At 58.7% G+C, this 23171-nt stretch carries 12 protein-coding genes; 3 read left to right on the top strand and 9 right to left on the bottom strand.

The window, feature by feature from the left end:
- Positions 1 to 67: 67 nt before the first annotated feature.
- The 4 genes from CAF63_RS23670 to CAF63_RS23685 form a co-directional block, all read right to left on the bottom strand.
- Entirely contained in the window at positions 68 to 3790 is a 3723-nt protein-coding gene (locus CAF63_RS23670; RefSeq protein WP_085689478.1) for an Ig-like domain-containing protein, read from the bottom strand.
- A complete protein-coding gene (locus CAF63_RS23675; protein WP_085689481.1) occupies positions 3783 to 7871 on the bottom strand; it encodes a neuraminidase-like domain-containing protein in 4089 nt (1362 codons plus the stop codon). Before CAF63_RS23675 ends, CAF63_RS23670 begins: the two co-directional genes overlap by 8 nt.
- Positions 7872 to 7925: 54 nt before the next feature.
- Complete coding sequence (locus CAF63_RS23680; protein ID WP_085689483.1) at positions 7926 to 11564, bottom strand: Tc toxin subunit A; 3639 nt, start codon at positions 11562 to 11564, stop codon at positions 7926 to 7928.
- 118 nt (positions 11565 to 11682) lie between these two features.
- Positions 11683 to 14520 (bottom strand): hypothetical protein, encoded by a 2838-nt coding sequence (locus CAF63_RS23685; protein WP_143492491.1) that lies wholly within the window; start codon positions 14518 to 14520, stop codon positions 11683 to 11685.
- A gap of 470 nt (positions 14521 to 14990) precedes the next feature.
- Between CAF63_RS23685 and CAF63_RS23690 the strand changes: the two genes are divergently transcribed.
- Entirely contained in the window at positions 14991 to 15392 is a 402-nt protein-coding gene (locus CAF63_RS23690) for a DUF6124 family protein (RefSeq protein WP_085689487.1), read from the top strand.
- 147 nt (positions 15393 to 15539) lie between these two features.
- Here CAF63_RS23690 and CAF63_RS23695 read toward each other — a convergent pair whose 3' ends face one another.
- Positions 15540 to 15899: a PilZ domain-containing protein gene (locus CAF63_RS23695; RefSeq protein WP_085689489.1), complete on the bottom strand. Its 360-nt coding sequence runs from the start codon at positions 15897 to 15899 to the stop codon at positions 15540 to 15542.
- 217 nt (positions 15900 to 16116) lie between these two features.
- On the bottom strand, positions 16117 to 16503 hold the full coding sequence (locus CAF63_RS23700; protein WP_011335675.1) for a tol-pal system YbgF family protein: 387 nt from the start codon (positions 16501 to 16503) through the stop codon (positions 16117 to 16119).
- Positions 16504 to 16676: 173 nt separating this feature from the next.
- On the opposite strand from CAF63_RS23700, the gene pyk reads away from it, so the two are divergent.
- Entirely contained in the window at positions 16677 to 18128 is a 1452-nt protein-coding gene (pyk, locus tag CAF63_RS23705; protein ID WP_085689491.1) for a pyruvate kinase, read from the top strand.
- Between the two features lie 271 nt (positions 18129 to 18399).
- Here pyk and CAF63_RS23710 read toward each other — a convergent pair whose 3' ends face one another.
- Genes CAF63_RS23710 through CAF63_RS23720 form a run of 3 tightly spaced genes read right to left on the bottom strand, consistent with a single transcriptional unit; the run spans position 18400 to position 21213 of the window.
- Positions 18400 to 19149, bottom strand: a complete 750-nt coding sequence (locus CAF63_RS23710; protein WP_085689493.1) for an enoyl-CoA hydratase-related protein — start codon at positions 19147 to 19149, stop codon at positions 18400 to 18402.
- A 29-nt stretch (positions 19150 to 19178) separates the two neighbouring features.
- Positions 19179 to 20114 carry an iron-sulfur-binding ferredoxin reductase gene (locus tag CAF63_RS23715; protein ID WP_085689495.1) on the bottom strand — a complete coding sequence of 312 codons (936 nt, stop codon included), beginning with the start codon at positions 20112 to 20114 and terminating at the stop codon, positions 19179 to 19181.
- Positions 20107 to 21213, bottom strand: a complete 1107-nt coding sequence (locus tag CAF63_RS23720) for a diguanylate cyclase (RefSeq protein WP_085689497.1) — start codon at positions 21211 to 21213, stop codon at positions 20107 to 20109. The genes CAF63_RS23715 and CAF63_RS23720 overlap by 8 nt, the downstream gene beginning before the upstream one ends.
- Positions 21214 to 21524: 311 nt before the next feature.
- Here CAF63_RS23720 and CAF63_RS23725 point away from each other — a divergent pair, with 311 nt between their 5' ends.
- Positions 21525 to 23048, top strand: a complete 1524-nt coding sequence (locus CAF63_RS23725; protein WP_085689500.1) for a fumarate hydratase — start codon at positions 21525 to 21527, stop codon at positions 23046 to 23048.
- Positions 23049 to 23171 lie beyond the last annotated feature (123 nt).

The raw sequence follows: 23171 nt of genomic DNA on the forward strand, positions 1-23171 counted from the left end.
CACAACTAATTATTGAAAAAACTCAAACTAACGAAGCCTCAATCGATAACGGACACCACACTGCAATTCAGATATTGGCCAAGCCTGTAAACTCAATATGTTTATACTGCCCCCCGCCCATCCCTCCTTGCACAGTTGCAATCAATAATTCACTAATAAAACCCAGCACCATAAACTGCACTTGTGACTTGCCAGCGGCATCTGTGAATGTAGGGGGTATTATCAAATCGCCAAACGCCCAATCAACTTTCACGTCACGCAGCGGCTTGCCATCCAATGCGGATACCACCGTTATGTTTCCTACAACATTTTGTCCTGGCGAAACATGAGAGTTCGGCGTGGTTAGCGACTCGATGAGTCGTGGATCTAGCATGGTATAGGGGAGCGTTACCGAGTCAGAAAACTCGCCTTGGCCAACCGTTGCTTTCAATTCGCCCGGCCCCGGTACGTCCGGGATGAAACTTATCGTTGCCTTGCCGTAATAATCAGTGTCAGAAGTCGACTTCACCCGCCCCGCACCGGACCAGCCAACTGACGCCCCCACTACGGGTCTAGCGCTGATGGACGAATTCACCACCACCTCTGCCTTGAACACTTGCCCCCAAAAAAGCGTGTTAGTTACACGGCTGGCCGGGGCAAATTTCAGCAGTTGCTCGCTCGACCCCACGGACATGTGAATCGGCGGCGACAGACGTGCAAGTCGCTCGGCACCCAGGCGAAATGTGCAGCTGCCGTCCCTGAGATCACTTACAGAAAACGGGTAACGCAAATTTCCGTGGAATGCTTGCGCCAATCCGAGGATGTTGGGCGTGGCAAAAACGAACCCCAACTTACTGGGCGCGTTCCCGCCCATGCCCAGTGTCAAATGGCGTCCAATCAACGCATTGCCTGCGGGTGCCGACACTTCCAGGGAGTGCTGGGCCTTGCGACGCGGGAAGTAGGTTTGTTTTCCGACAGGAACGGTGGTCAGTCCGTCCATACTGCTGCGAACCTCATCCCAGGGGTCGCTGGGCAAAGCGGTGGCCGATGTCGAGAGGGATTCTTTGAAGTCATCAAAAGGACTGACGACTGAACTAGTGACTCTGTGCTCGCCCGGCGCTTTCGGGATATAGGCAAAACCGCTCACACCCTCGGCATCGGTCTTGACTTCTATGGGTGTGCCTTCGGCCTCCCAAATGACGGGCGCGCCCGCAACCGGCTTGCCGGTGAAATGAGACACCACCCACGCCCAGATCCAGGCCGTGTCCAGCCCGATGACCGGATCCACTGCCGGATCGCGCAGTCTGATCAAGCGGAGCTTGTTGTGATCCAGCTTCATGGGCGTGGCGACAGCGACGAAATTCAGCTCAGGCACAGACACGGTCAAATTGAACAGGCCGGCCACAGCAGCAGTGAAGTCCAGAGCCCACTGCACCCCGCTGGCGTTCAGTCGATGAGGCTGATCCGGCGCCGGTTTTATCGAAGCGCCCAACTGGTCGGGAGACGTGCCCGTCCACTTCAACCATATATTCAGCCCCAGCAGAGGACTGAGCGCATAGGGCAGTACGTTGAACGAATGAACCGCACCCAGACACGGATCAAACTGTTGGCCGCTCAGTAGTCGAGGAACCTGATCGAGTGACAGACTCAGTTCCTCCTTGAGATCAACGTGCATCAAACGTCCGGAAAGCTCCCGCACTGTTGGCTCGCCCTCAAGACCAAATTCGACCTGGAACTGCCTGCTTAGACTGCTGGCTGCCTCAGAGGCAAAGGTCCACTCCACTCCCTCTGCCACCAAAGTCTTTGACGTACCCAAATCGCTGATGGCAAGCCCGATATCGGGATCCCCACCGCGCCAGTTCACACTGATGTTTCTCCCGATCCAGGCGCTACCCGCGTTCGGCAAGACTTTCAAGGCATGTGTCTGTCCCCGGCGGCAAAGTACTCCAAGCATGTTGTGCTGTACTTCAACACCATCGAGTAAAAATGTGACCTCGCTCTTCCACGGACTGGTCGCGATCGCGGATATGAAGAACGTATGTTCAATCGGCATCGCATCCGGGTGCGCCTGGATATGTACGACGATTACATGATCGCCGGCACTGGTCGGTTGATACGTAATGCTGGTCCAGCCGCCAGCACCCGTCGTCGAGTGAACAATGGTTCCGTCCGGCAACATCCACTTTGCCAAGGCTCCCAGCACCGGATCACCGTTGCCGGACGTCACCTTGTGCAAAACCTCGACCTGAACGGTCGCACTTTCCTGTTCATCAACGACGCACGTTTTGTCCGCTTCAAGCACCCGGCCAATTTCGAGCTCGTTGCGTGCCAGGCGCATGGCTTTGTCTGCAGACGGCAGGAGCAATTTCGAGCAGGTCAAATTCAATTGGAATCTGCCGTCCAGTTCATCCCCGTTCGCCATCTTCCAAAGCAATTCAAGGCTTGGCGTTACCGGCACTTCTTCATCGATCTGTGGATTAACATCGACCTCAAGCTGCTCCTGGGAATCGCCCTTCCACCCGAGCGACAAATCGGTTTCCACAAGGACCGCCGGCACGGTTATCCGCAGATCATAATCCGCCCCCCGATTCGGCCACCCCGTCTTCAATGCCCAAGGCTCTGACTTGTCAGCGACAACCGCCATGACCTCGGCCCACGGATCCGTCGCCAGCACCTTCACTTCGAGGTTCTGCGTGACAACGCCCGACGTGTAGTAAAGACTCGGAACCGAGGCGACGATATTGAAGACTCCCGCAGCGTCTGGCCGGTAATCCAGGTACGCCCAGCCATTGGCATCGGTGGTCACATTGACCTGGATCGAACTCCCGGCGACAGTCCAGGTAACCGGCACCCCCTCAAGCGTCTGCCCTGTGTAAAACGAGGCCGCTTGCACGCCCAACCGGACGCTTTGATTGAGCGCAAGTACCGGGAAATACGCCGGATGCAGCACATCAAGAAAATCCAGCCGGTGATGCCACAGCGATGCCTGTAACTCATAGGGATCGGCGTGGTACTGGTTCCACAACGTCAGCGTCATCGGGTGGGGCGCAGACAGGCTGAGTGCCGGGCAGCTCAGTGTCCGGCCCTCGTGCAGCGGGTGATCGATCGACGCATCGGGATAGGCGACAACGGCTCCATCAGGATTGCTGCCGAACTCGAGAGAGTACGCGGTGCGCTCCCAGATATTGCCCTCTTCTACCTGAAAACCGAGCGTATGCGTTTCGGTGTTTTCCGCACCGAGGCAGAGCGGCACCAGAGATGCCGGTGAATGGGATTGCCCATCAAGCACGAACTCCTTCAGCTTCAAAGGTCCCAGGTGCAACTCGATAACGACGCCACTGAGATAAACCAGCAAATGATAGTCATCAGGGCTGCTCGGCGGGCTGGTCAAACTGAATGTCAGAATATCCTCGGCGCTGAACGTCGAGGGCAGGACGACTTCGTACTCAACTGGAACAAAGTCCAATGGCTGCCCTGTATTGCGCTGGTTACCGGGGGGAATTTGAATGTCTACGGGTGCCATGTTTGCACTGGCGAGGCGTACCAACGCGATGCCCTCATGGCGCGACTCGCACAGAAACTTCAGAACGTATCGCGCCGCTTGGCCCGGGGTTATTGGTGCGACGATCTCCTGGCTGATCGATGCCCCATAACCGGCCGCCAGCGTGTTGATCGGCGTGCCGTTGTACATCTGTGAGGAAACAGTAATCCACGGACTGTTTCTCGGATACCGAGTCCAGTTGGTCAAGATCAACTCGAATGAACCGTTAATCACCAGATTCTGGTTGGCGAGAACGCCTTGATTACTCATGGTTGCTCGCTCCTTTGCGCTTTTTGTTTTTCTCCAGTGTCTCGGCAATCGTCACCATGTCCTCGACCTGGCGCGTAAAGGTCGGCTCACCGGGCCTGGCGGTAAAACAGATCTCCACGATGATGTCCGTCAGCGAGGCCAGCGTGCCACGCTGCGGTTCTTTCAACGGCCAAGGGAAGTTCAACTGCCAACAGGAAACCGCGCCGGTGTTTTCGAACGGATTGAGCAAGCCTTCGTCAGGTTTGCTGGCGGTCAGACCGTTGTCGGACAGCCCGGAGGACAAGGCGATCCGCTGACCGGAAAGCAAGTTGATCAACACATCCGGGGGGGCCACGTGGTTTGCCGGATCGTGCAAATAAACAACCGATTGTGCCGTTGCCCTGGTGGCGATTCTGCTGTTGATCTGGACCAGGGAAGCACGCACATCCTCGTACGGGCCATTGACCGCAGGCAAACTGACTGAGACCGAGCTGATCTGCCGGCAGTAATGCCCCGGATGGTCACGATCGAACAGCAACTGGGTCAGGCAGAAATCCAGTGTTCCTTTGTCCCGTAACTGCGCCAGTGCTTGCGTCCAGCTGTGAAGGCCGAGTTGGGGCGCAACGGGGTCATCGAACAAGCGACGCAGGGATACGGTTTTGCGCAGCTCCAGCCGTCGCTGGTGCTGCTGCATATAGTCGCGCTCAAGGTTCAGCAGCCACATCCGCAGATGCTCACCGGAGGTCAGGCCATTGCGATTATCCAGCCAGACCCCGGGTAACGGGCGGACCGTATCGTAATCACCGGTATCGGCATTCAGCGAGGCCTGCGCACTGAGGCAAAGGCTCACTACCGTATCGTGTGCCTGATAGTGCAGCGCACTGAGCTGGCCCAGCATCCATCGAAACAGCTCGGAATTGGTCGCTCGTTGTTTGAGGAAGTTGTAAACCGTCAAGGTATGGCTATTGGCGAGCCGGGTTTGCACCAGACTGGTCTGCGCTGCGAGCAGAGACTGCCGCTGTGCGCTGATCTGTGCATCCAGCGCGCGGACTTCTGCCTGCGCCTGATTACGTTGCAGGCCCCAATCGGCACGCCGGCGGCGGTAAGCTTCGGTGGTTGCCAGTTTATCGGCCTCCATCTGCTCGACCGAGGAAGCAACGCTCATTCCGAACACCACTGCATCGGTGATTTTATCCAGCCTGTGCCCACCATTCGCCAGACCAAAAATATTAGGTACTGCGGCGAGCAATGCGCCAGCCGGTTTGATGCTGGACGCAATCAATGAATACAATTTGGCCGACTGGATCTTGTCCATGACCTCGTATTCAGCAGTCGATATGTGCTCGTCATAGCGTTGCGCATAGGCGTCAGCGCGCTCTTGCGCCACGGCTTTGCTCTGCTCCAGCGCTGTGACCTGCAAGTGCAACTGCTCGATGGTCTGCTCCTGCACTGCGCGTGCGTAGTCGCCCAGCTCCACCATCTGCCGTTGTTGTATTTCCTGCAGCTCTGCCTGATCCCCGCGTTCGCGCAAGCTCAGCACCTGCGCGCCGAACTCCGAGAGCATCTGCGCCGCGCGCAACGCGACTTCGAACGAGATACGCCAGCGAAAGGCGTTGACCTTGAGGCGCCCACCCATTGGCCGGGGCGCGCCACCACTTCCGGCTGCCAGATCGCGCATCATCTGATTAGGATCGGTGGGCGGACTGAACAAATCAATGAGCATCGACACCCCGTCAATGTTGCGGTTGTTGCGCAAGTTATTCAGTCGCGCGTCAGGCAAGGCAAACAAACCGAGCAGATCTTCATTGAGGGGATTGATGAACAAGTCGGAGCCGAGTAACCCCGACCGCGCATCGGCATCGGTGGCGACAGGAAAATCCTTGAGGCTGAACGCCAATGTTTTTTCGAATGCCTCAAGCCTGGATCGCGACTCGCTGACAGCCAACAGATTGCCGAGCTTGATCGGCGTCCAACGGTTAACGGCGCGAACCGAAGGTGGCTTACCCAGCATTGACTGCGCTCGGGTGTAGCACAGCTTGGCTGCCACCAGACTGTCGCGCGTCAATTGGCGATAGTGCCAATCACCTTGGACGATCAGGGTCCGGACGTACTCGCAGAACATCAGAATCCGATAGTGCCTGGGTGCTGCATAGCAGATGGAATCCACATCGCCCGGATTCAGGGCTTCATATCCCGGGTTGCCCTTGTCCCGGTTCAACGGCCGGCACCGCCAGTACGCGGGTCGCTCATCCTCTTCAGGAGGGACCTGCGGCTTGTCCGCCGGCGCCTGTGGATCAAACACGTACTTGAACCATCCATACACTTCATCAAAACGCTGCTCATCGCGCAGGCGGGTGGCGACAAGATGCGGCAGGTGAAAAAACAGCTCCCAGAAATTCCGGCCGTTCGCGCTGTCGAATGCGCCGTTGATCTCCTTGAATTCCGCCGGGCCGGATTGAGGGCCTGGCTCTTCAAGGAACTGAGTGGACCAGTCCAGCAGGAAATCGACGGACCTGCTGGCGCGCTGCACGAGCTCGGGGCTGAACAAGGTATTGAGCCGGGTGCCCCACAGAACAAGGTGCGCCTGGTTGAGCGATAAGAATTGCGCCGCATTCTGAGTGTTCTTGAGCAGGGTCGGAACTCGAAAATCCGTCAGATCCTTGACCCGCACCTCGAAGCGTTTCAGCCCTTGGGCTGCACTGCCAAATGTGAAAACAGCTGGCTGAGTCCAGCTTCCTGCCTTGCGAGTAAGTTGCTTGGAGACGGTGCTCCAGCCGCCTGTCACCGGGTAGTCATCGGTCAGTGGAAGCCCGTCACCTGGAAGGGCGCCCTCCATGTTCAATGTCAGGGAAACGTTGCCTCCGGCAAGCCCGGTCACCCAGCAATAGCCTTGAACAAACAACACATCCTGATCGCCTACGCGATGGGCTGTGGCATGCAGCCCAAGAAACCTCGGCAGAGCGCCGGGTGTTTGATCACTGGCAACCACCGTCGGCTGATTCATCAGCGGATGCTGAACCATGGCGGCGTCCGCAAAGCGATGCTCAGCCGCCGACGTCAGCCAGGCGCCATCGTCATGGGGCATGTCACGCAGAAATACATCCCGGACGGTGAGGACATTCACGGAGCCGGATTTACCATTGGTCAGCAATACTCCGAGTTTGCCTTTGGGATTCTGATAATCCTTCCACACCGTTGCGATCAGCCGGGCGCCGATAGGTTGAGTTTTTTTCGGGAATTCCTCGATAAACAAAGTAGTCGGTGGCGACCACTGATCGTTCTGGCGCTTGAACGCCACGAAGATTTCCAGTCTGTCGGGTAGAAACTCTTCCTCGTGATCCACCCGGTCGCGCCACGCAGCCCACACGATGCACAGCTGCTCATTCCACAGCACCGGACGCATATCCACCACCTGTACGCCAGTCGGAATATCCAAGGGCAGCCATTCGCTCCACGCCGCCGGGTTCATGACTTCCTCAGTGGCACCCAGTTCAACGTCAGCCATGCGCCAGAAGTATTGGCGCGGATCGCTGCGTGTTCGGCCGAGCAAATAATAAACCGTCGATTCCGGCAGCCCCTCGGCCATGCAACCGCTGACCACGTCCAGATTGCAAATTTTCTCGAACGATTCCAGATAGGCCTGCAGCGCCGCCTGCACACTGTCTGGGGTAAGGCGTGTCTGGTTCAAATCGTTTTGCAGGGTCTTGAACAGGCTGGTCGTGCCCTGGCGCACCGAGGGCTGGACAAAGTTTTCCGGATAGGTCTGGAGCATCTTCAACGACGCCCAGTCCGGATAATTACTGGTATATCTCCACGCTTGCAGATCTTTCCTGTCGAATTCTTTAGCCTCAAAGCCAGGCTCACGCTTGGTATATACAGCACTGATGTACTGCTGCGCACAGCTCACCGCCTCGGCAACCGGGGAGCTTTGCACCGCGTAGCTATCCTGCCCATCCAGCCGCAATACCTCGGACAGATCTTGCGGTGTTGCCACAGACTCGTACTTCTTGACGTTGTCTGTACGGATTTTTCCGATGGCATAAGCAAGCAACGCACGCTGACGCTTTTCCTGCAGCCCGCCGATGTTGTCGATCGTTGCCATGATTCTTGCTCCTGGAGCATTAGACGAAAGTGCACGTCTGGCGAGCGACCAGGCTCACACCGGCGGCAGGAACGTGATGGGGCCGAGTAGAAGGTTTTTATTACTGGACTGGCTGCGCACTTCAAACACGAACGTTCCGCCTTCGGGTGCATGGACAAATACTTGTGTCAGGCCTTGCTGATCGGTAGACACGTCTGCGGCTGGCCGGATAACGATCGGCTTGGTTTCATGCCCAGGGAGAGCTTGGGCGAACCAATTGACGAGTTGGTTTGGCCCGCGGTTCTTGTAACCGTCCCGCAGCTCGGCAAACAACTGCACTTCTGCGCCTGCGGGTACGCTGTCCAGAGGTAGGGTCGAGGCCGACGGGCCAGGGAAAAACAGCGTGTCCGGGTCAGGAACAACCTGTATTTCAAGCGCATCAAGCGGTTGGAACAGATTCAGCCAATAGGTCGGCGTTTCGCTGCCCAGTACCTTGCCTGGAATGAACTCGGCTTCGAGCACACCGTTTTCATCGGTTTTCAAGGTCTCGATGGTGCCGAGAGTGGCTTGCCAGAAAACCTGGACACCTTTCAACGGCGATCCTCCGGCATCCGTGAGCGTCACCGTGTAAATGGCTTTCGCGCCTGGTTTGTTTGCCACGACGGTACTGTTGTCCACGGTGCATGTGCGAACAATCAGTTGCTCTGTTTCTCCGGGAGGCTGCCGATCCAGTACGCGCGTCTCGGACTGGCTCAGCAGGGCAAGCTCGGCGGCGGTAGCGTAGGCTGCCTTGTCAATGCTCGCAGGCAACTTGCCCAGCCGAAAAATCGTCTGGGCATCCATACCGCTGTGCTCCGCCAGTGTGCGAATACGCATCAACAGATCCAGCTGACGCAGGGTTTTCAAGATCTTTTTGTCGGACGGATCGATGTGATGGACGCACTCGCGCACCTGTGCAACGCTCCATTGGAAAAAAACCGCCAGCAGGATGTAGCCTGCCTCTTGGGCCAGCCACAACGAATCGCCGGCGATATCGGCTGGCAGCTGATCGACGGTACGCAGGTAGGCCAGCAGCTTTTCCTCCGGCTGATCGCTCATCTCTAACGCTCGGCCGAACACCGTCAGGTCATACAGCGTCCTCATCGAGAACTGATACTTGTCCAACTGGCCGAGCCAGGCTCTGTAACCGTAATCCAGATACTCGCGCACCACTGCGGCACTCAGGCGCAGTTGTGTCACGACCTCGCCAAGGCGTTGCACATTGGCCAACCTGCCGAGCAGGGGATTGTCGACAACACGCGTGCGTCGACCATTCTGGGCACTCGTGCCAGCGTGGGCGGTGATTTCGCGCAACAGTAGATAGACCGTCGTGTTAGCCCAGGCAAGTACGACCATTGCGCGCTCGGAGTCCAGACCGGTGAATACCGCCAATGCCTCCTTGACCACCGAGGTTTGTGCCTCTCTGGCTTGCAGCAGAACACCGAGCATTTTTTCTACGATGGAGGCTCGCACTTCGTCGGCCATCGCCGGGAGCCCATCCAGCACTGCCTGGTTGAGCTTCGCGCGTGCTTCCCTCAGGTATTCCGCTTCATTGCCGCCGAGGGGGCGGACCAAACCAGAGTGATCAGCCACCGAGTTCAGAAAATCGAGCCAGTTGCCTGCTGGAACTGACGGAACATCGGCCGCCAGGAATCCGGCATTAGTCAGGCGAGCCGCCGGCAGCAGACTGATCACCTTGTCGAACAGTTGCAGTTGCGTCTCGGAGGCGACGCCACTCACCTGCGGCTGCGCCACCATCTGCAGCATGCTCAGCACCGGCAACTGCCGATCCTTGCACCAGCGAACGCAGTCATGCACGGCATAGATGATGTGCAACACATCCGGCGCTTCGCCGGGTTTACCATGAATTTGAGGCACCCCCGCCAGCCCGTTGAGCCATTTATCGTCGCCTCCCAACAAGGTCAGCATCAGGACCAGCTCGATCGGTGTGATGCTCAACAAGCGCGCCAGCTTCACCAACCGGTAAAAGGCTGTAACCACCGCCGGCGTGCGCTTCAGGTTGTCGTCATCTCCTTGAGCATTGACGATGGCGAGGGCCAGGTATCCATATGTCAGCCGATCGATCTGCAGACCATTGCACAACTGGATGGCGGTCAGATCGCTGCTACCCACTGCGGGAATCGCGGTAAAGCTGGCACCGTCGAGCACCAAGGGCTGACGATAGTCGCCGTCTGCATTGAAGACCCGATCAAACAGCGAGAGCTCGTCGCCGACGCCGTAGACCGACATTTCGTGGATGAAAGCGGCGAAATCCATCGCTGTACAGCCGTAGTTCTCACGCATTAGCTGGAACAGTCCCAGCGCATGCACCACGTTGTCGGTGATCCACCACTTGCCTGGCGCTAGCCCGCCCTGCTCTTCCGCGCGGATCGCGGCGACCAGTAATGAGTCCACCTCAAAACTGCGCAGGCCGAACCATTTGTCGAGGCGTATCTTGCGGTTCAGTCGGTCGAAGCGTTCAAAGTCTGTGTCGGTAGCTAGCGACTCGGGCTTGATTGTCAGTTTTTGCAAACCATCACTCCCCTCGGTGATACCAACCGGAGGACTCGCTCCCGCATTGATGTAAGCCGATCCGAAGCGATTGCTGTCCAGATCTTCTGGCGGATCTTCAGCGAACTTCACATTCACGGAACGCCGCGGTGCGGAAGCTTGAATCGATAAAAGCGCTTCGATACCGGTGGGGTCCAGGCCGGTCTGCTCGCCGAATGTCGGCACTTCATTGAGAGTCTTGTAACCGTCGACGCCTTCGCAACCGTAGTTTTCGTCAAAGAATGCTTTCCGGGCTGCATGGGCCACCCGAGTCTCGGTCAACAAGGTTCTCTGGTACGGCCCAAGACGTGAAGAGTGGGCCAAGGCGCGACCGGCGTTCGCATCCCAGGCCTTTGGTTGCAAAAAATAGGGAGACAGCAAATCGACCGTGAACGCAAAGTTGCCTACCGACATGCCCAGATGTTCTGCAACCCCATCGAGGGTGCTCCAATGCTGAAACCAGGGCAGGTCATTGGGGTAGCGCGCCGTCAGCAAGGCTTCCACCAAGTCTGTCAGCGTCCCATGTTTTTTGATGAACGCTTCCAGCGCGTTGTTGATGATTTCGACGGCGGATACCGGCTGGAAAACCGCGTTGGCGTCGACCACCAGTTCATTCAAGTCACTGCGCCGTTCGTGCAGCTTGTACTTCGTTGCAATTTCGCCGACGGGCTCTATACGCTTGCTGATCCACTGGAACAACTCCACCAGATAAGCGACCGGCCCCCAAACACTCTCTAGCGCATTCGGCGGGCAAGACCCGATGAAGTTGGGCTTGAACAACGTTTCGAACGTGGGCCCGTCAACCAGCGAGTTCACCGCGTTCGATGCTGTTTTTTTCAACGCTTTGCCGGGTTTCTGCTGCTCGGTACACGTCAAGGTGTGTTCTATGAACTGGCGCCGGATGTAGATCGCCATACTGCTGGCCTGGCGCAAGAAGGCCTGCGCGTCCTCGCGGCTCATCCGATAATCTTTCACCAAGCCATCGATACCGTTTTCCACCAAAGGAAAAATCGAACCGCCTTTCGTCAGGTAGGTATGCAGGGCCGGGTATTTTTTGCGGCGCGTGCGCGTAGCGAAGAGTCGCTCGTAGAGTTCTTCGGCTGGACGCAAGCGGGTGTTGGCCATGGCGGGTTTCCTGAGGCGAAAACAGTCCTGAATGGCCCGACACAGTTGTCTGGCCATTCGTTTGCAAGGTTAGATTTGGCGCTAAAGGGCGGTAGTCGTCTACTGTCAGAAATGACAGTCAGGGTGACCACTTATCGGGAATATCCGATGATTTGCCCTCTGAAGGCACAGGGCCAACTTCGAATCGATGGCTCGTGACTTTGTCGGAAACTGTCGCACCGTCCTGATCCTTGGTGAGGGTTTGCTGAATCACGCTCCAGTTGCCGCCCGGCGAAAGAGCAATGCGTGCCACCCCTTGCCAGCCTGTCGCAGTGGTTACGCGCAAACCCGATGCCTGGATGACGTCCGGGTTGTACCAGCTGCAGATCTGAGCTTCACCGTCTTGGCCCGTGCCTGCGAAAGGCACCGGATTGGTAACCGCCTCTCCCTCGGCAGGAGACTGGATGGTGGGCTCGAATATACCGGCCAGCACCGAGCGAGGCGCAGATGCAGCGGACTCGAAATCCCCCTCCGAGGAAGTGGCCACGAATGAGACCGCCGGTCCCGCGCGAAGGATTTCCACTGGTATCGACCATGTGCGGTCTTCAGCCACGAGCGCCTCACCCAACGCCGGGCCTGTGCCAGGGCCGAGTTTTACCTTGACCTTGTCACCCCACACGCCGAAGCCCGAGACCATCGTGTGTCTGCCAGCGTGGTCGCCTGCAGCAGGCGTTTCCACAATCGGCGAATGCGGTACTACCTTGTAGGAGCGCGGCTGCGTGTCTCTGGATATCTGACTCTGGAAGTACTGTCTGGCCCGGATGGTTTTATCGCCAACGGGCATGGTCGCTTCGGCTTGCCATCGGCCGTTGCCTCCAATCCGTACCTTTTCGAGAAAAGGCGTAGTCGCGCTTTCCAGAAAAACATCGACATACCCAAACGGTTCGCCCGTGCCCCTGATCGTCGAGGTTCGTGTCAGAGTACCGGCTTCCGCCGGTTCAGCGATCTCGGGTTGTAACAGCACCACATGGAATACGCGCGAATCAGAGTGCGCCGACTCCCGGTCATCGATAACTTGTTTGGCGCGAACCACCCAACGACCAAACGTCATTCGCACAGTAATTTCCCACGGACCATCGGCATCCAGTTTTACAGAATCCAAAGTGCCACCGTTCACGTAGTCCCACACAGACACCGTGGCGCCTTTCATACCGTCCGTTCCTTTGAAGGTCACATCACCATGACCAATCTCGGAATCTTGCGCGGGATGGGTAATAACCACCGCCACCATTGGCCTCTGTTGCTTGAACGGTCGACGTGCCTCAGGGGATGTCTGCTGGGCGGCGATTTGGGTTGCAATGACGGTGTGCTCAATATCCGGGGTGAATGGCAGCGTTCGCTGGAACGACCATTTCGTGCCGGTCACCACTGCAGGATATGAAGTGGCACTGCCGCTGAACACCAGGTTGACCTGGGCGTTCAGCTCGCAGGTGCCGGTGAACGTCGGTGACAGGCCGTCCGGCGAAACGCTGTCAATGCCAGGCGCGATCGGTGGAATGCGGACTTTGTTTTCGACGGATGCCGATTTTTGGATACCAATAAATTGGTGCACATAAATGGTCCGATCCAATGTCGGCCCCCATGACACATAGGCTTTGGTGAACCATGTGTTATCGCTCCTTACCGGTGCATCCGGGGCAATTTTCGTCAGTTTGTCGGAGTCCAGCACCGACACCGTTGCGCCCAAAAGCCCATTGCCTGAAATGGTCGTTTGATACTCCGCAGTGGATTTCACGTCGGATGGAGGTGGAAACAGATAAGTGGCTTCAAACTCAATTGGCGCCGACTCGATCCAGGCCCCCGCATTGTTGGAAACCTTCTGGATCGCACGCATCTTGTAGAGGCCATCGGGCCAGTTCGTTGCGCTGGTTGCCCACTTGCCGCTTACGACCTTTGCCTCCCCCGGTGCTGCCCCTCCCGGACCACTGACCACCGTTATCGCGACCGTGGCACCTTCATGACCGTCACCGTCAAACTTCACGGTGATTGCATCTGGAACAGTGACGTTGACTTTGGTCAATGCGGGAGGGCGGATGTCGAAGAATCGGGGCAGGCTGATTCCGGGTGGATAATTATTCAATATCTGCTTGGCCACGAGTGAAAGTCGTCCTGGGTCAACATTCACTTCAACACTCCAGTTATCTCCTGTGACCGCCGCTTCACCGACTTTAGTCTCCGTCAAGTCGATGAACACCTGCATGGTAGATGCCGACACACCATTTTTTCCTGAAACTCTGAATTTTTGGTCTTGGACAGTTCCCGCTAAAGGCAAAGTAATCTCGGGAGTCTTATTGTTTGGAGCCAATACATATGTGACTCGGTGGGGAACATGAGATCCACCCAGGCCGTCGTGAACAGCTTCGATGATGAATGATGTGCCCGAGGTAGGAGCGATGATCTGCATTTCCCAGTAGCCTCTCGCACCAGGAATGCGAGTGCCCAAAATGAGCCCAGTAGAAACATTTGTTACCGTAACAGTAGACCCCGTTATACCTTGGCCCGTTATGGTAAAAGGTTGCCCCTGAGGAAGAACTGTTCCGCCAGCGGGGAAACCAATGAACGATCGACAGTTCTTTTCCCAGGTAACACTCTTCGACACTCTTAGCATCGGATTACGGATCATGGCGGCAAATATTATGGTCGGATAAGGCAAGCTCGTAAGGTCGTCTTCTACTTGCCAATAACCATTAGCGTCTCTGGGCGGATACAACGTTTGGTTTACTTCAACTACAACCTCTTCGGAAGGATTTTGCGGAACCGCCCGTCCTCGGACAATGACTTTACTGCCCAATAAGGCATTATCAGGCGGAAAATCAATTTGCAGTATCTGGGCCTTTTCGCCATCCAATTGTGCCGGGAATGACTTATCCGTTCTCGGATCGATGGCGTCACCAACACCACTTTCAGACTTATCCATCATCCACTCCTCAGCGGGCCATATTGCTAACTGCGAGACTTGAAACCATTGAACGCCGATAGCGTTCATTGCCACACCTGACAGTTCTGACAGTCCCGACAAACGGTAACCTTTCCCACAGCGCAGCCCGGCAGCGTCCTGCAAGTCGTAACAGCGGGCTACGACGCCTTGTGCCATTGCCTACAAATCCCTCAGAATCCGCCGGCTTGTGCGCCTTGGCGTTGCCCCGTAACTTGATCCGTGTCGCTGCCAATCAGCGGCCGGGTTTAGTCGCCCGGGTCATGTGTACTGCGCATAAGCGTCATCCAGTCGGGTATTCCCTATCCCCGCACTCGATGGTGGCTGTTCGCAGGGCGCCCTCGGGCGCGCCGGTTTCGTACACTCCCGGTCGACTAACCTGCTTACAGCCACCACCCTAATTCGTTTAGTCGCGACTCAGGTGGTAGCACTAACGAAGAGTGTGCGAATACATGAAAAAGCCAGTTCCAAATCCCCCTTCGGACAACGATCCAAAGGACCCGACCGATCAACCCGATCCGGTCTCCCCCTACGCTTCAATCGATTCAAAAAAGCTCCACGACGCAGCCCACAAGGCTCTCGACTTCTACCTCAATCCCAAGGCCGAAAAACCGCGCAACTCCGTGGATCGCGGCATGCAGATGTTCAAGGTCGATCCCGACATCAATCCCGAGGCAATCGCTATCCAGACCTATGAAACCTTTTCCTCGGTCAGCATCCTGCTGCTCGACCTGGCCGACAGCCTGGACGACAAGCCGCGGCATCTGGCGATGGCGATCTATCAGTTGAGCGAGATGGGGTTGTTGCTGGCGGAGAGAACGCTGGATAACGAGCGGGCGATTGCTATTGCCTAGCCGTTGAGTAAAGGGTGTCAGTGCTGACGCCTTCGCGGGCAAGCTCGCTCCCACAGGGATCTGCGGCGAACACATCTTTTGTGAACGAAGCCGAAAACTGTGGGAGCGGGCTTGCCCGCGAAAGCAATAGTAAGGTCAGCACAGCTTTCAGGCCGAGGCAGGAAGTGGCTGAAAACTGAAGTACTGCTTCAACGCCTCGACCAGTTGCCCATACTCGGGCGGCGTCCGATACAGGCTGAAGCCGGCGTCGTAATGTCTGGGGGTCGCGTCTTCGTGGCACCACAGGCAGCAGGCGGTGAGGTCAATCACCTGCTGACAATCCTGGCCCAGCGGGATTTTCAGACGCAATTTGAACTCAGCCCCGATCATCATCGGCAACTGGCTGATAAGCATCAGCCCGTCTTCGGAGACGTTGCCCAGAAAGCCGATGGGTTTGTCGGTGACGCTGTTGAACACACGCAGAAAATACGGCAACTGATGCCGTTCGATTCGACGGTCGGTAAACATGAGCGTATCGCCATGCATGGCCCGATGCCCGGGCCGCACTGTGCTTCGGAACGAACCTGACCGTCAGGCCCGCTCTCCCCGCTTCCGGTGTGGCGCTCGCCACGTACTTCTCATGCCAGTCGCAGGTGTTGCGCCGGTACAGATATCGATCTGCACCGGTGTCATTGGACTATAGCCCACGTTATACAGCCGGCCAGCTTTTGTATGACAACTGCCATCAGAAGCGGGTCGGGCGTACCACGGCCGCTGCGCTGCGGGTCGGGTAGTGACCCAGGCTCTGCAGGGTTTCCAGACGCGCGCGGGCGCGGTAGGCATATTCGCTATTGGGGTACGAGGCGATGATGAACTGATAGGTCTGCGCCGCATCGACGAACATTTTCTGCCGCTCAAGGCACTGGCCGCGCATCATCGACACTTCCGGCCACACGTAAGGCCGGGCGCGGCTGGCGCGTTCGACCTTGGACAGCTCGAGCATCACCTGCTCGCAGTTGCCGCGGTCATAGGCGCTGTAAGCGTTGTTCAAATGATGGTTCATCGACCAACGGGTGCAGCCCGAAGCAGCGAGGACGCTGAGGGCAAGGGCGGCAATGGGCACGAATCGCATGGGGGTTCTCCTGTCTTGTGCTCTGTATCGACCTCTGGTCGAAAATCTTCAGGCGCGTTTGTCCCAAAGTTGCCGTGTTCAATAAAGAAAACAATAAGTAGTGCAAACGAACAATGACTACACCCAAAGAGCGTAGTAGCCTCTGCGAGCGCTTGAACCTGAGGAGTCTTTGCATGTCCGTCCGTCGTACCAAAATCGTCGCTACCCTTGGCCCGGCCAGTAACTCGCCGGAAGTTCTCGAACAGCTGATTCTGGCTGGCCTGGACGTCGCCCGTCTGAACTTCTCCCACGGCACCCCCGACGAGCACAAGGCTCGCGCGAAGCTGGTGCGTGACCTCGCTGCCAAGCACGGCCGCTTCGTCGCCCTGCTGGGTGACCTGCAAGGCCCGAAAATCCGTATCGCCAAATTCGCCAACAAGCGCATCGAGCTGAAGATCGGTGACAAGTTCACCTTCTCCACCAGCCATCCGCTGACCGAAGGCAACCAGCAGGTTGTCGGCATCGACTACCCGGACCTGGTCAAGGACTGCGGCGTGGGCGACGAACTGCTGCTCGACGACGGCCGCGTGGTGATGCGCGTTGAAACCGCCACCGCGACCGAGCTGAACTGCGTCGTGACCATCGGCGGCCCGCTGTCTGACCACAAAGGCATCAACCGTCGCGGTGGCGGCCTGACCGCTCCGGCCCTGACTGAAAAAGACAAGGCCGACATCAAGCTCGCCGCTGAAATGGAAGTCGACTACCTCGCCGTGTCCTTCCCGCGTGACGCTGCCGACATGAACTACGCCCGTCAACTGCGCGACGAAGCCGGCGGCACCGCCTGGCTGGTGGCGAAGATCGAACGCGCCGAAGCCGTGGCCGATGACGAAACCCTCGACGGTCTGATCAAGGCTTCCGACGCTGTAATGGTTGCCCGTGGCGACCTGGGCGTGGAAATCGGCGACGCCGAGCTTGTGGGCATCCAGAAGAAAATCATTCTGCACGCACGCCGCCACAACAAAGCGGTGATCGTTGCGACCCAGATGATGGAGTCGATGATCCAGAACCCGATGCCGACCCGCGCCGAAGTGTCCGACGTGGCCAACGCCGTGCTCGACTACACCGACGCCGTGATGCTGTCTGCCGAATCCGCCGCTGGCCAGTATCCGCTGGAAGCCGTGCAGGCGATGGCGCGCATCTGCGTCGGCGCTGAAAAGCACCCGACCAGCAAGACCTCCAGCCACCGTATCGGCAAGGAATTCGAGCGCTGCGACGAGAGCATTGCGCTGGCGACCATGTACACCGCCAACCACTTCCCGGGCGTCAAGGCGATCATCGCGCTGACCGAAAGCGGCTACACCCCGCTGATCATGTCGCGTATCCGTTCGTCGGTGCCGATCTACTGCTTCACCCCGCACCGCGAAGCCCAGGCCCGCGCGGCGATGTTCCGTGGCGTGTACACCGTTCCGTTCGACCCGGCTTCGCTGGCCCCGAACGAAGTCAGCCAGAAAGCCATCGACGAGCTGGTCAAGCGCGGCGTGGTGGAGAAAGGCGACTGGGTCATCCTGACCAAGGGCGACAGCTACCACACCACCGGCGGCACCAACGGCATGAAGATCCTGCACGTGGGCGACCCGCAGGTCTGAGTGACCGGTTGCTGAAAACGCAAAGCCCCGCCATGTGAATGGCGGGGCTTTTTGCTTTTGGTGATGTTCGATTTGATCGTACCCACGCTCCGCGTGGGAATGCAGCCCGGGACGCTCCGCGTCCCATGCCGAAGCGGACGCAGAGCGTCCATTGAGGCGTTCCCACTCAGAGCGTGGGAACGATCAGTGCTCGGAGTGCGAGCGCGATAGGTGCGCGGCGGCAGTCGGCAGTCGGCAGTCGGCAGTCGGCAGTCGGCAGTCGGCAAAGATTTCAATGCCGTTTGATGAACCCGGTCAACGCCGCCAGCGCCTCCGGCGATCTCAGCCGTTGGGTAAACAGCGCCCCCTCCTCCTCGATCACCTTGCGAATCAACTCGCGATCCGGCGCACGCATCAACTGCTTGCTGATCCGCACCGCTTCGGCCGGCAGCTCATCAAACCGCAACGCCATCTCCCGCGCCTTGGCCAACGCGGCTTCGCCACTGCCCAACGCTTCGGTCGCGATCCCCCATTGCGCCGCCTGCTCACCGGTAAAACCCTCACCGAGCAGCAACAGCTCGGACGCTTTGGCCTGCCCGAGCAATCGCGGCAGGATCAGGCTGGAACCGAACTCCGGGCACAACCCGAGATTGACGAACGGCATGCGCAACCGCGCATCCCGCGCCACGTACACCAGATCGCAATGCAACAACAACGTGGTGCCAATGCCCACCGCCGCCCCGGCCACGGCGGCGATCACCGGTTTGCGGCATTCGAGGAGTTCGAGCATGAAATGAAACACCGGGCTGTCGAGGTCGCTCGGCGGTTGCTGGATGAAGTCGGCGATGTCGTTGCCGGCAGTGAAGCACTCGGCGCTGCCGGTGATCAGCACGGCGTTGATTTCGGGGTCGTGATTGGCTTGCTTGAGCGCTTCGGCCAACTGGCTGTACATGGCGCGGGTCAGGGCGTTTTTCTTGTCCGGGCGGTTGAGGCGCAGGGTCAGCAAGCCGCGTTCGCGGTGCAGCAGGATGGCTTCGGGCATGGCAGGTCTCGCGTCTGAGAATTCAGCGCTCAACCACGGCTCAGGAAGACATCGGCCAGCAGTTGATTGCGCGGCAGTCCGGCCAGGAACAGACGCTTGGCAAACGCGTCGACGCTGGCAGTCGAGCCGCAGACTAAAGCCAGGGTTTGTCGGGAGACAAGGCGCAGTTGCGCCAAAGCGCCCGGCAACTCGGCCGCCGTCCAGCATTCGACGCTGAGGTTTTCCCGCTGCGCGGCCAGTGCCTCAAGGGGTTTGACCAAGTAATGCCCGTCGGCATCATGGGCCAGGTGAATGACACGAATGGCGCCCCGATGATCGTGACGCAAGGCTTCGCGCAACACCCCGAACAACGGGCCGAGCCCGGTGCCGGCGGCCAATAGCCACAGCGGCCGGTCGTGCCAGTCCGGGTCGTAATGCAGCGCACCGCCGCGCAGTTCGCCGAGGCGGATCGGGTCGCCGATCTGCAAGCGGCGCGCGGCATCGCTGAATTCGCCGGGCTCGCGGCAATCAAGGTGAAACTCAAGAAAGCGGTCTTCCTCCGGCAGGCTCGCCAGCGAATACGGCCGCGCAATGTGGCCGGCCCACAGCACCAGATGCTGGCCAGCGCTGTAGCGCAACGGCCGCTGGGGCGTCAGACGCAAGCGCAAGACATCGGCACCGAGCCAGTCCAGCGCTTCGACCGTGGCCGGGCGACCATCGGTGACGGGATCGAAGGTGTGCACCTGCAAATCTTCGATCACCTGGCACTGACAAGCCAGCCGCCAGCCCTGATCACGCTGTTCGGCACTCAAGGCATCGGGACGACTGTCGGCGGGCAAACCCTGCACGCATTGCACCAGGCACGCGTGGCAACTGCCGGCGCGGCAGCTATAAGGTACCGCCACACCATTCTGATTGAGGGCATCAAGCAGGTTGCTGCCCGCCGCCACCGACCACTGTCGTTCACCAACCCGCAGTTCAGGCATCGACGTTCTCCCACGCCGCCGCGCAGCGGTTACGCCCGTCACGTTTGGCCCGGTACAGCGCCTGATCGGCGCGTTGCAAGGCGTCGTCCAGATCATCGCCCAGTTCCAGCAGGGTCATGCCTGCCGACAGGCTCAGGTTTTTCACATTCAGGCCCACCAGTTCAACGTCGGTGAAGGCGATGCGCAGCCGTTCGCAGCAAGCGGTCAGGCGCTCGGCGTTGCAATCGGGCAGCAGCACCACGAATTCTTCACCACCATAACGCGCCAGCACATCGCCGTCGCGCAGACAGGCACCGGCCACCCCGGCGAACGCTTGCAGCACCTGATCGCCGGCGGCGTGGCCATGCAGGTCGTTGATACGTTTGAAGTGGTCGAGGTCGATCAGCGCCAGACCGTGCACTACGTCGGCTTCCATCGCATTCAGCTCGCGGGTGGCCAGGCGCAGAAAATGCCGGCGGTTGAACAGCCCGGTCAGTTCATCGGTGGCCACCAGGTCTTCGAGCTGACGCATCATCCCGCGCAGGGTGTCCTGATGCGCCTGCAAGGCGAACCGGCGCTGGCGCATGCGTTGCCGTGAGGTCTGGACGAAACGTGCATAGATCACCAGCCACACCAGCACGATCAGCAGGATGCACACCTGCAACGCCGCCAGTGCCGGATCGGGCAGTTTGAAGTGGTAAGCGTCCCACAAGGTAATGGCGCAGAAACTGAAGAACACCAGCATCGCGCAGCGCACAAACGCCCGGCGCGACAGATGGAAAAGGCCGAACAGCAGGATCAATACGTAAAAGACCAGGAACTCGCCCCGGGCCTCATCCAGATGCGCGATCAGCCACGTTTGCCAGCCGAGACCGAGCAGAACCTGAGCCTCGGTCAGGCTCGGATCGGCGAAACGCAGGTTCAGGCCGGAAAAAAACAGGGCGAACAAAGCCGCCTGGCTGATCACCACCAGCGCGCTGCCAACGGCGACGCCGGTCAGCGAATCGTCGTAGTGACCGGTGAAATACGCCAGCCACAGCAGCAGCAAAGCCAATCCATAGGTGGCTGCAGCGAGGGCGAAGCGTTTGAGCAAAAGACGTTGAATGGCGTTATGGGTCAATCGTTGACTCACCGTGCGATAAGAGGCTGACCGAGTGTCCTACTCTACAGACCGGCTGCCACTTTAGTGGCCCGGTCGATAAATGACCATTGATTTTCGGGCCGGGTATTTGGCGTCAAAAACCTGCAGCCATGCGACCAACGAATGACTCCCGGCAGATGTGCCCGCCACCGAGGCGCGGTATACTGCCGCGCCTTTTTAGCGTCGCGCCAGCAGCCCCGGCGTGCCTTGAAAGGTGTCTGCGACCGACCGATGCACCCAAGCCGCAGGCACCTTATTGAATGTTCCCGTCTTTTAGAGGAGCGCGACTCATGACCGTGATCAAGCAAGACGACCTGATTCAGAGCGTTGCCGACGCCCTGCAGTTCATTTCCTACTACCACCCCGTGGACTTCATCCAGGCGATGCACGAAGCCTACCTGCGCGAAGAATCGCCAGCGGCCCGTGACTCGATGGCGCAGATCCTGATCAACTCGCGCATGTGCGCCACCGGCCACCGGCCGATCTGCCAGGACACCGGCATCGTGACCGTGTTCGTGCGTGTGGGCATGGACGTGCGTTGGGATGGCGCGACCATGAGCCTGGACGACATGATCAACGAAGGCGTGCGCCGCGCCTACAACCTGCCGGAAAACGTCCTGCGTGCCTCGATCCTGGCCGACCCGGCGGGCGCTCGCAAGAACACCAAGGACAACACCCCGGCGGTCATCCACTACTCCATCGTTCCGGGTAATACCGTGGAAGTGGACGTGGCGGCCAAGGGCGGCGGCTCCGAGAACAAGTCGAAAATGGCCATGCTCAACCCGTCCGACTCGATCGTCGACTGGGTACTCAAGACCGTTCCGACCATGGGCGCCGGCTGGTGCCCACCGGGCATGCTGGGCATCGGCATCGGCGGCACCGCCGAGAAAGCCGCTGTGATGGCCAAGGAAGTGTTGATGGAATCCATCGACATTCACGAGCTCAAGGCTCGTGGCCCACAGAACCGCATCGAAGAAATGCGTCTGGAGCTGTTCGAGAAGGTCAACCAGCTGGGCATCGGCGCCCAGGGCCTCGGTGGCCTGACCACCGTGCTCGACGTGAAGATCATGGACTACCCGACTCACGCCGCCTCCTTGCCGGTGTGCATGATCCCGAACTGCGCCGCTACCCGTCACGCGCACTTCGTGCTCGACGGCACAGGCCCGGCTTCGCTGGAAGCGCCACCGCTGGACGCCTACCCGGAAATCGTCTGGGAAGCCGGCCCGTCGGCCCGTCGCGTCAACCTTGACACCCTGACCCCGGAAGACGTGCAGAGCTGGAAGCCGGGCGAAACCGTCCTGCTCAACGGCAAGATGCTCACCGGTCGCGACGCTGCGCACAAGCGCATGGTCGAGATGCTGAACAAGGGCGAAACCCTGCCGGTAGACCTCAAGGGTCGCTTCATCTACTACGTCGGCCCGGTTGATCCGGTCGGTGACGAAGTGGTTGGCCCGGCTGGCCCGACCACCGCCACGCGGATGGACAAATTCACCCGTCAGATCCTCGAGCAGACTGGCCTGTTGGGCATGATCGGCAAGTCCGAGCGCGGCCCGACCGCCATCGACGCGATCAAGGACAACAAGGCCGTTTACCTGATGGCCGTCGGCGGTGCCGCTTACCTGGTGGCGCAAGCGATCAAGAAGTCCAAGGTTCTGGCGTTCGCCGAGCTGGGCATGGAAGCGATCTACGAGTTCGAGGTCAAGGACATGCCGGTCACCGTTGCGGTGGACAGCAAAGGTGAATCGGTACACATCACCGGTCCTGCGATCTGGCAACAGAAGATCAGCGAAAGCCTGGCGGTGGAAGTGCAGTAAGCGCTTCATCCGTCAATAAAAAGGCCGGGCGGTCAGCAATGACATCCCGGCCTTTTTTTCGCCTGCCATAAAGTGAAGGATAAAACACCTGTCAAATCTGACAGGTGTCGGATTAAAGGCGCT

This window comes from Pseudomonas sp. B20(2017) (genome assembly GCF_002113125.1).
Classification (GTDB): domain Bacteria; phylum Pseudomonadota; class Gammaproteobacteria; order Pseudomonadales; family Pseudomonadaceae; genus Aquipseudomonas.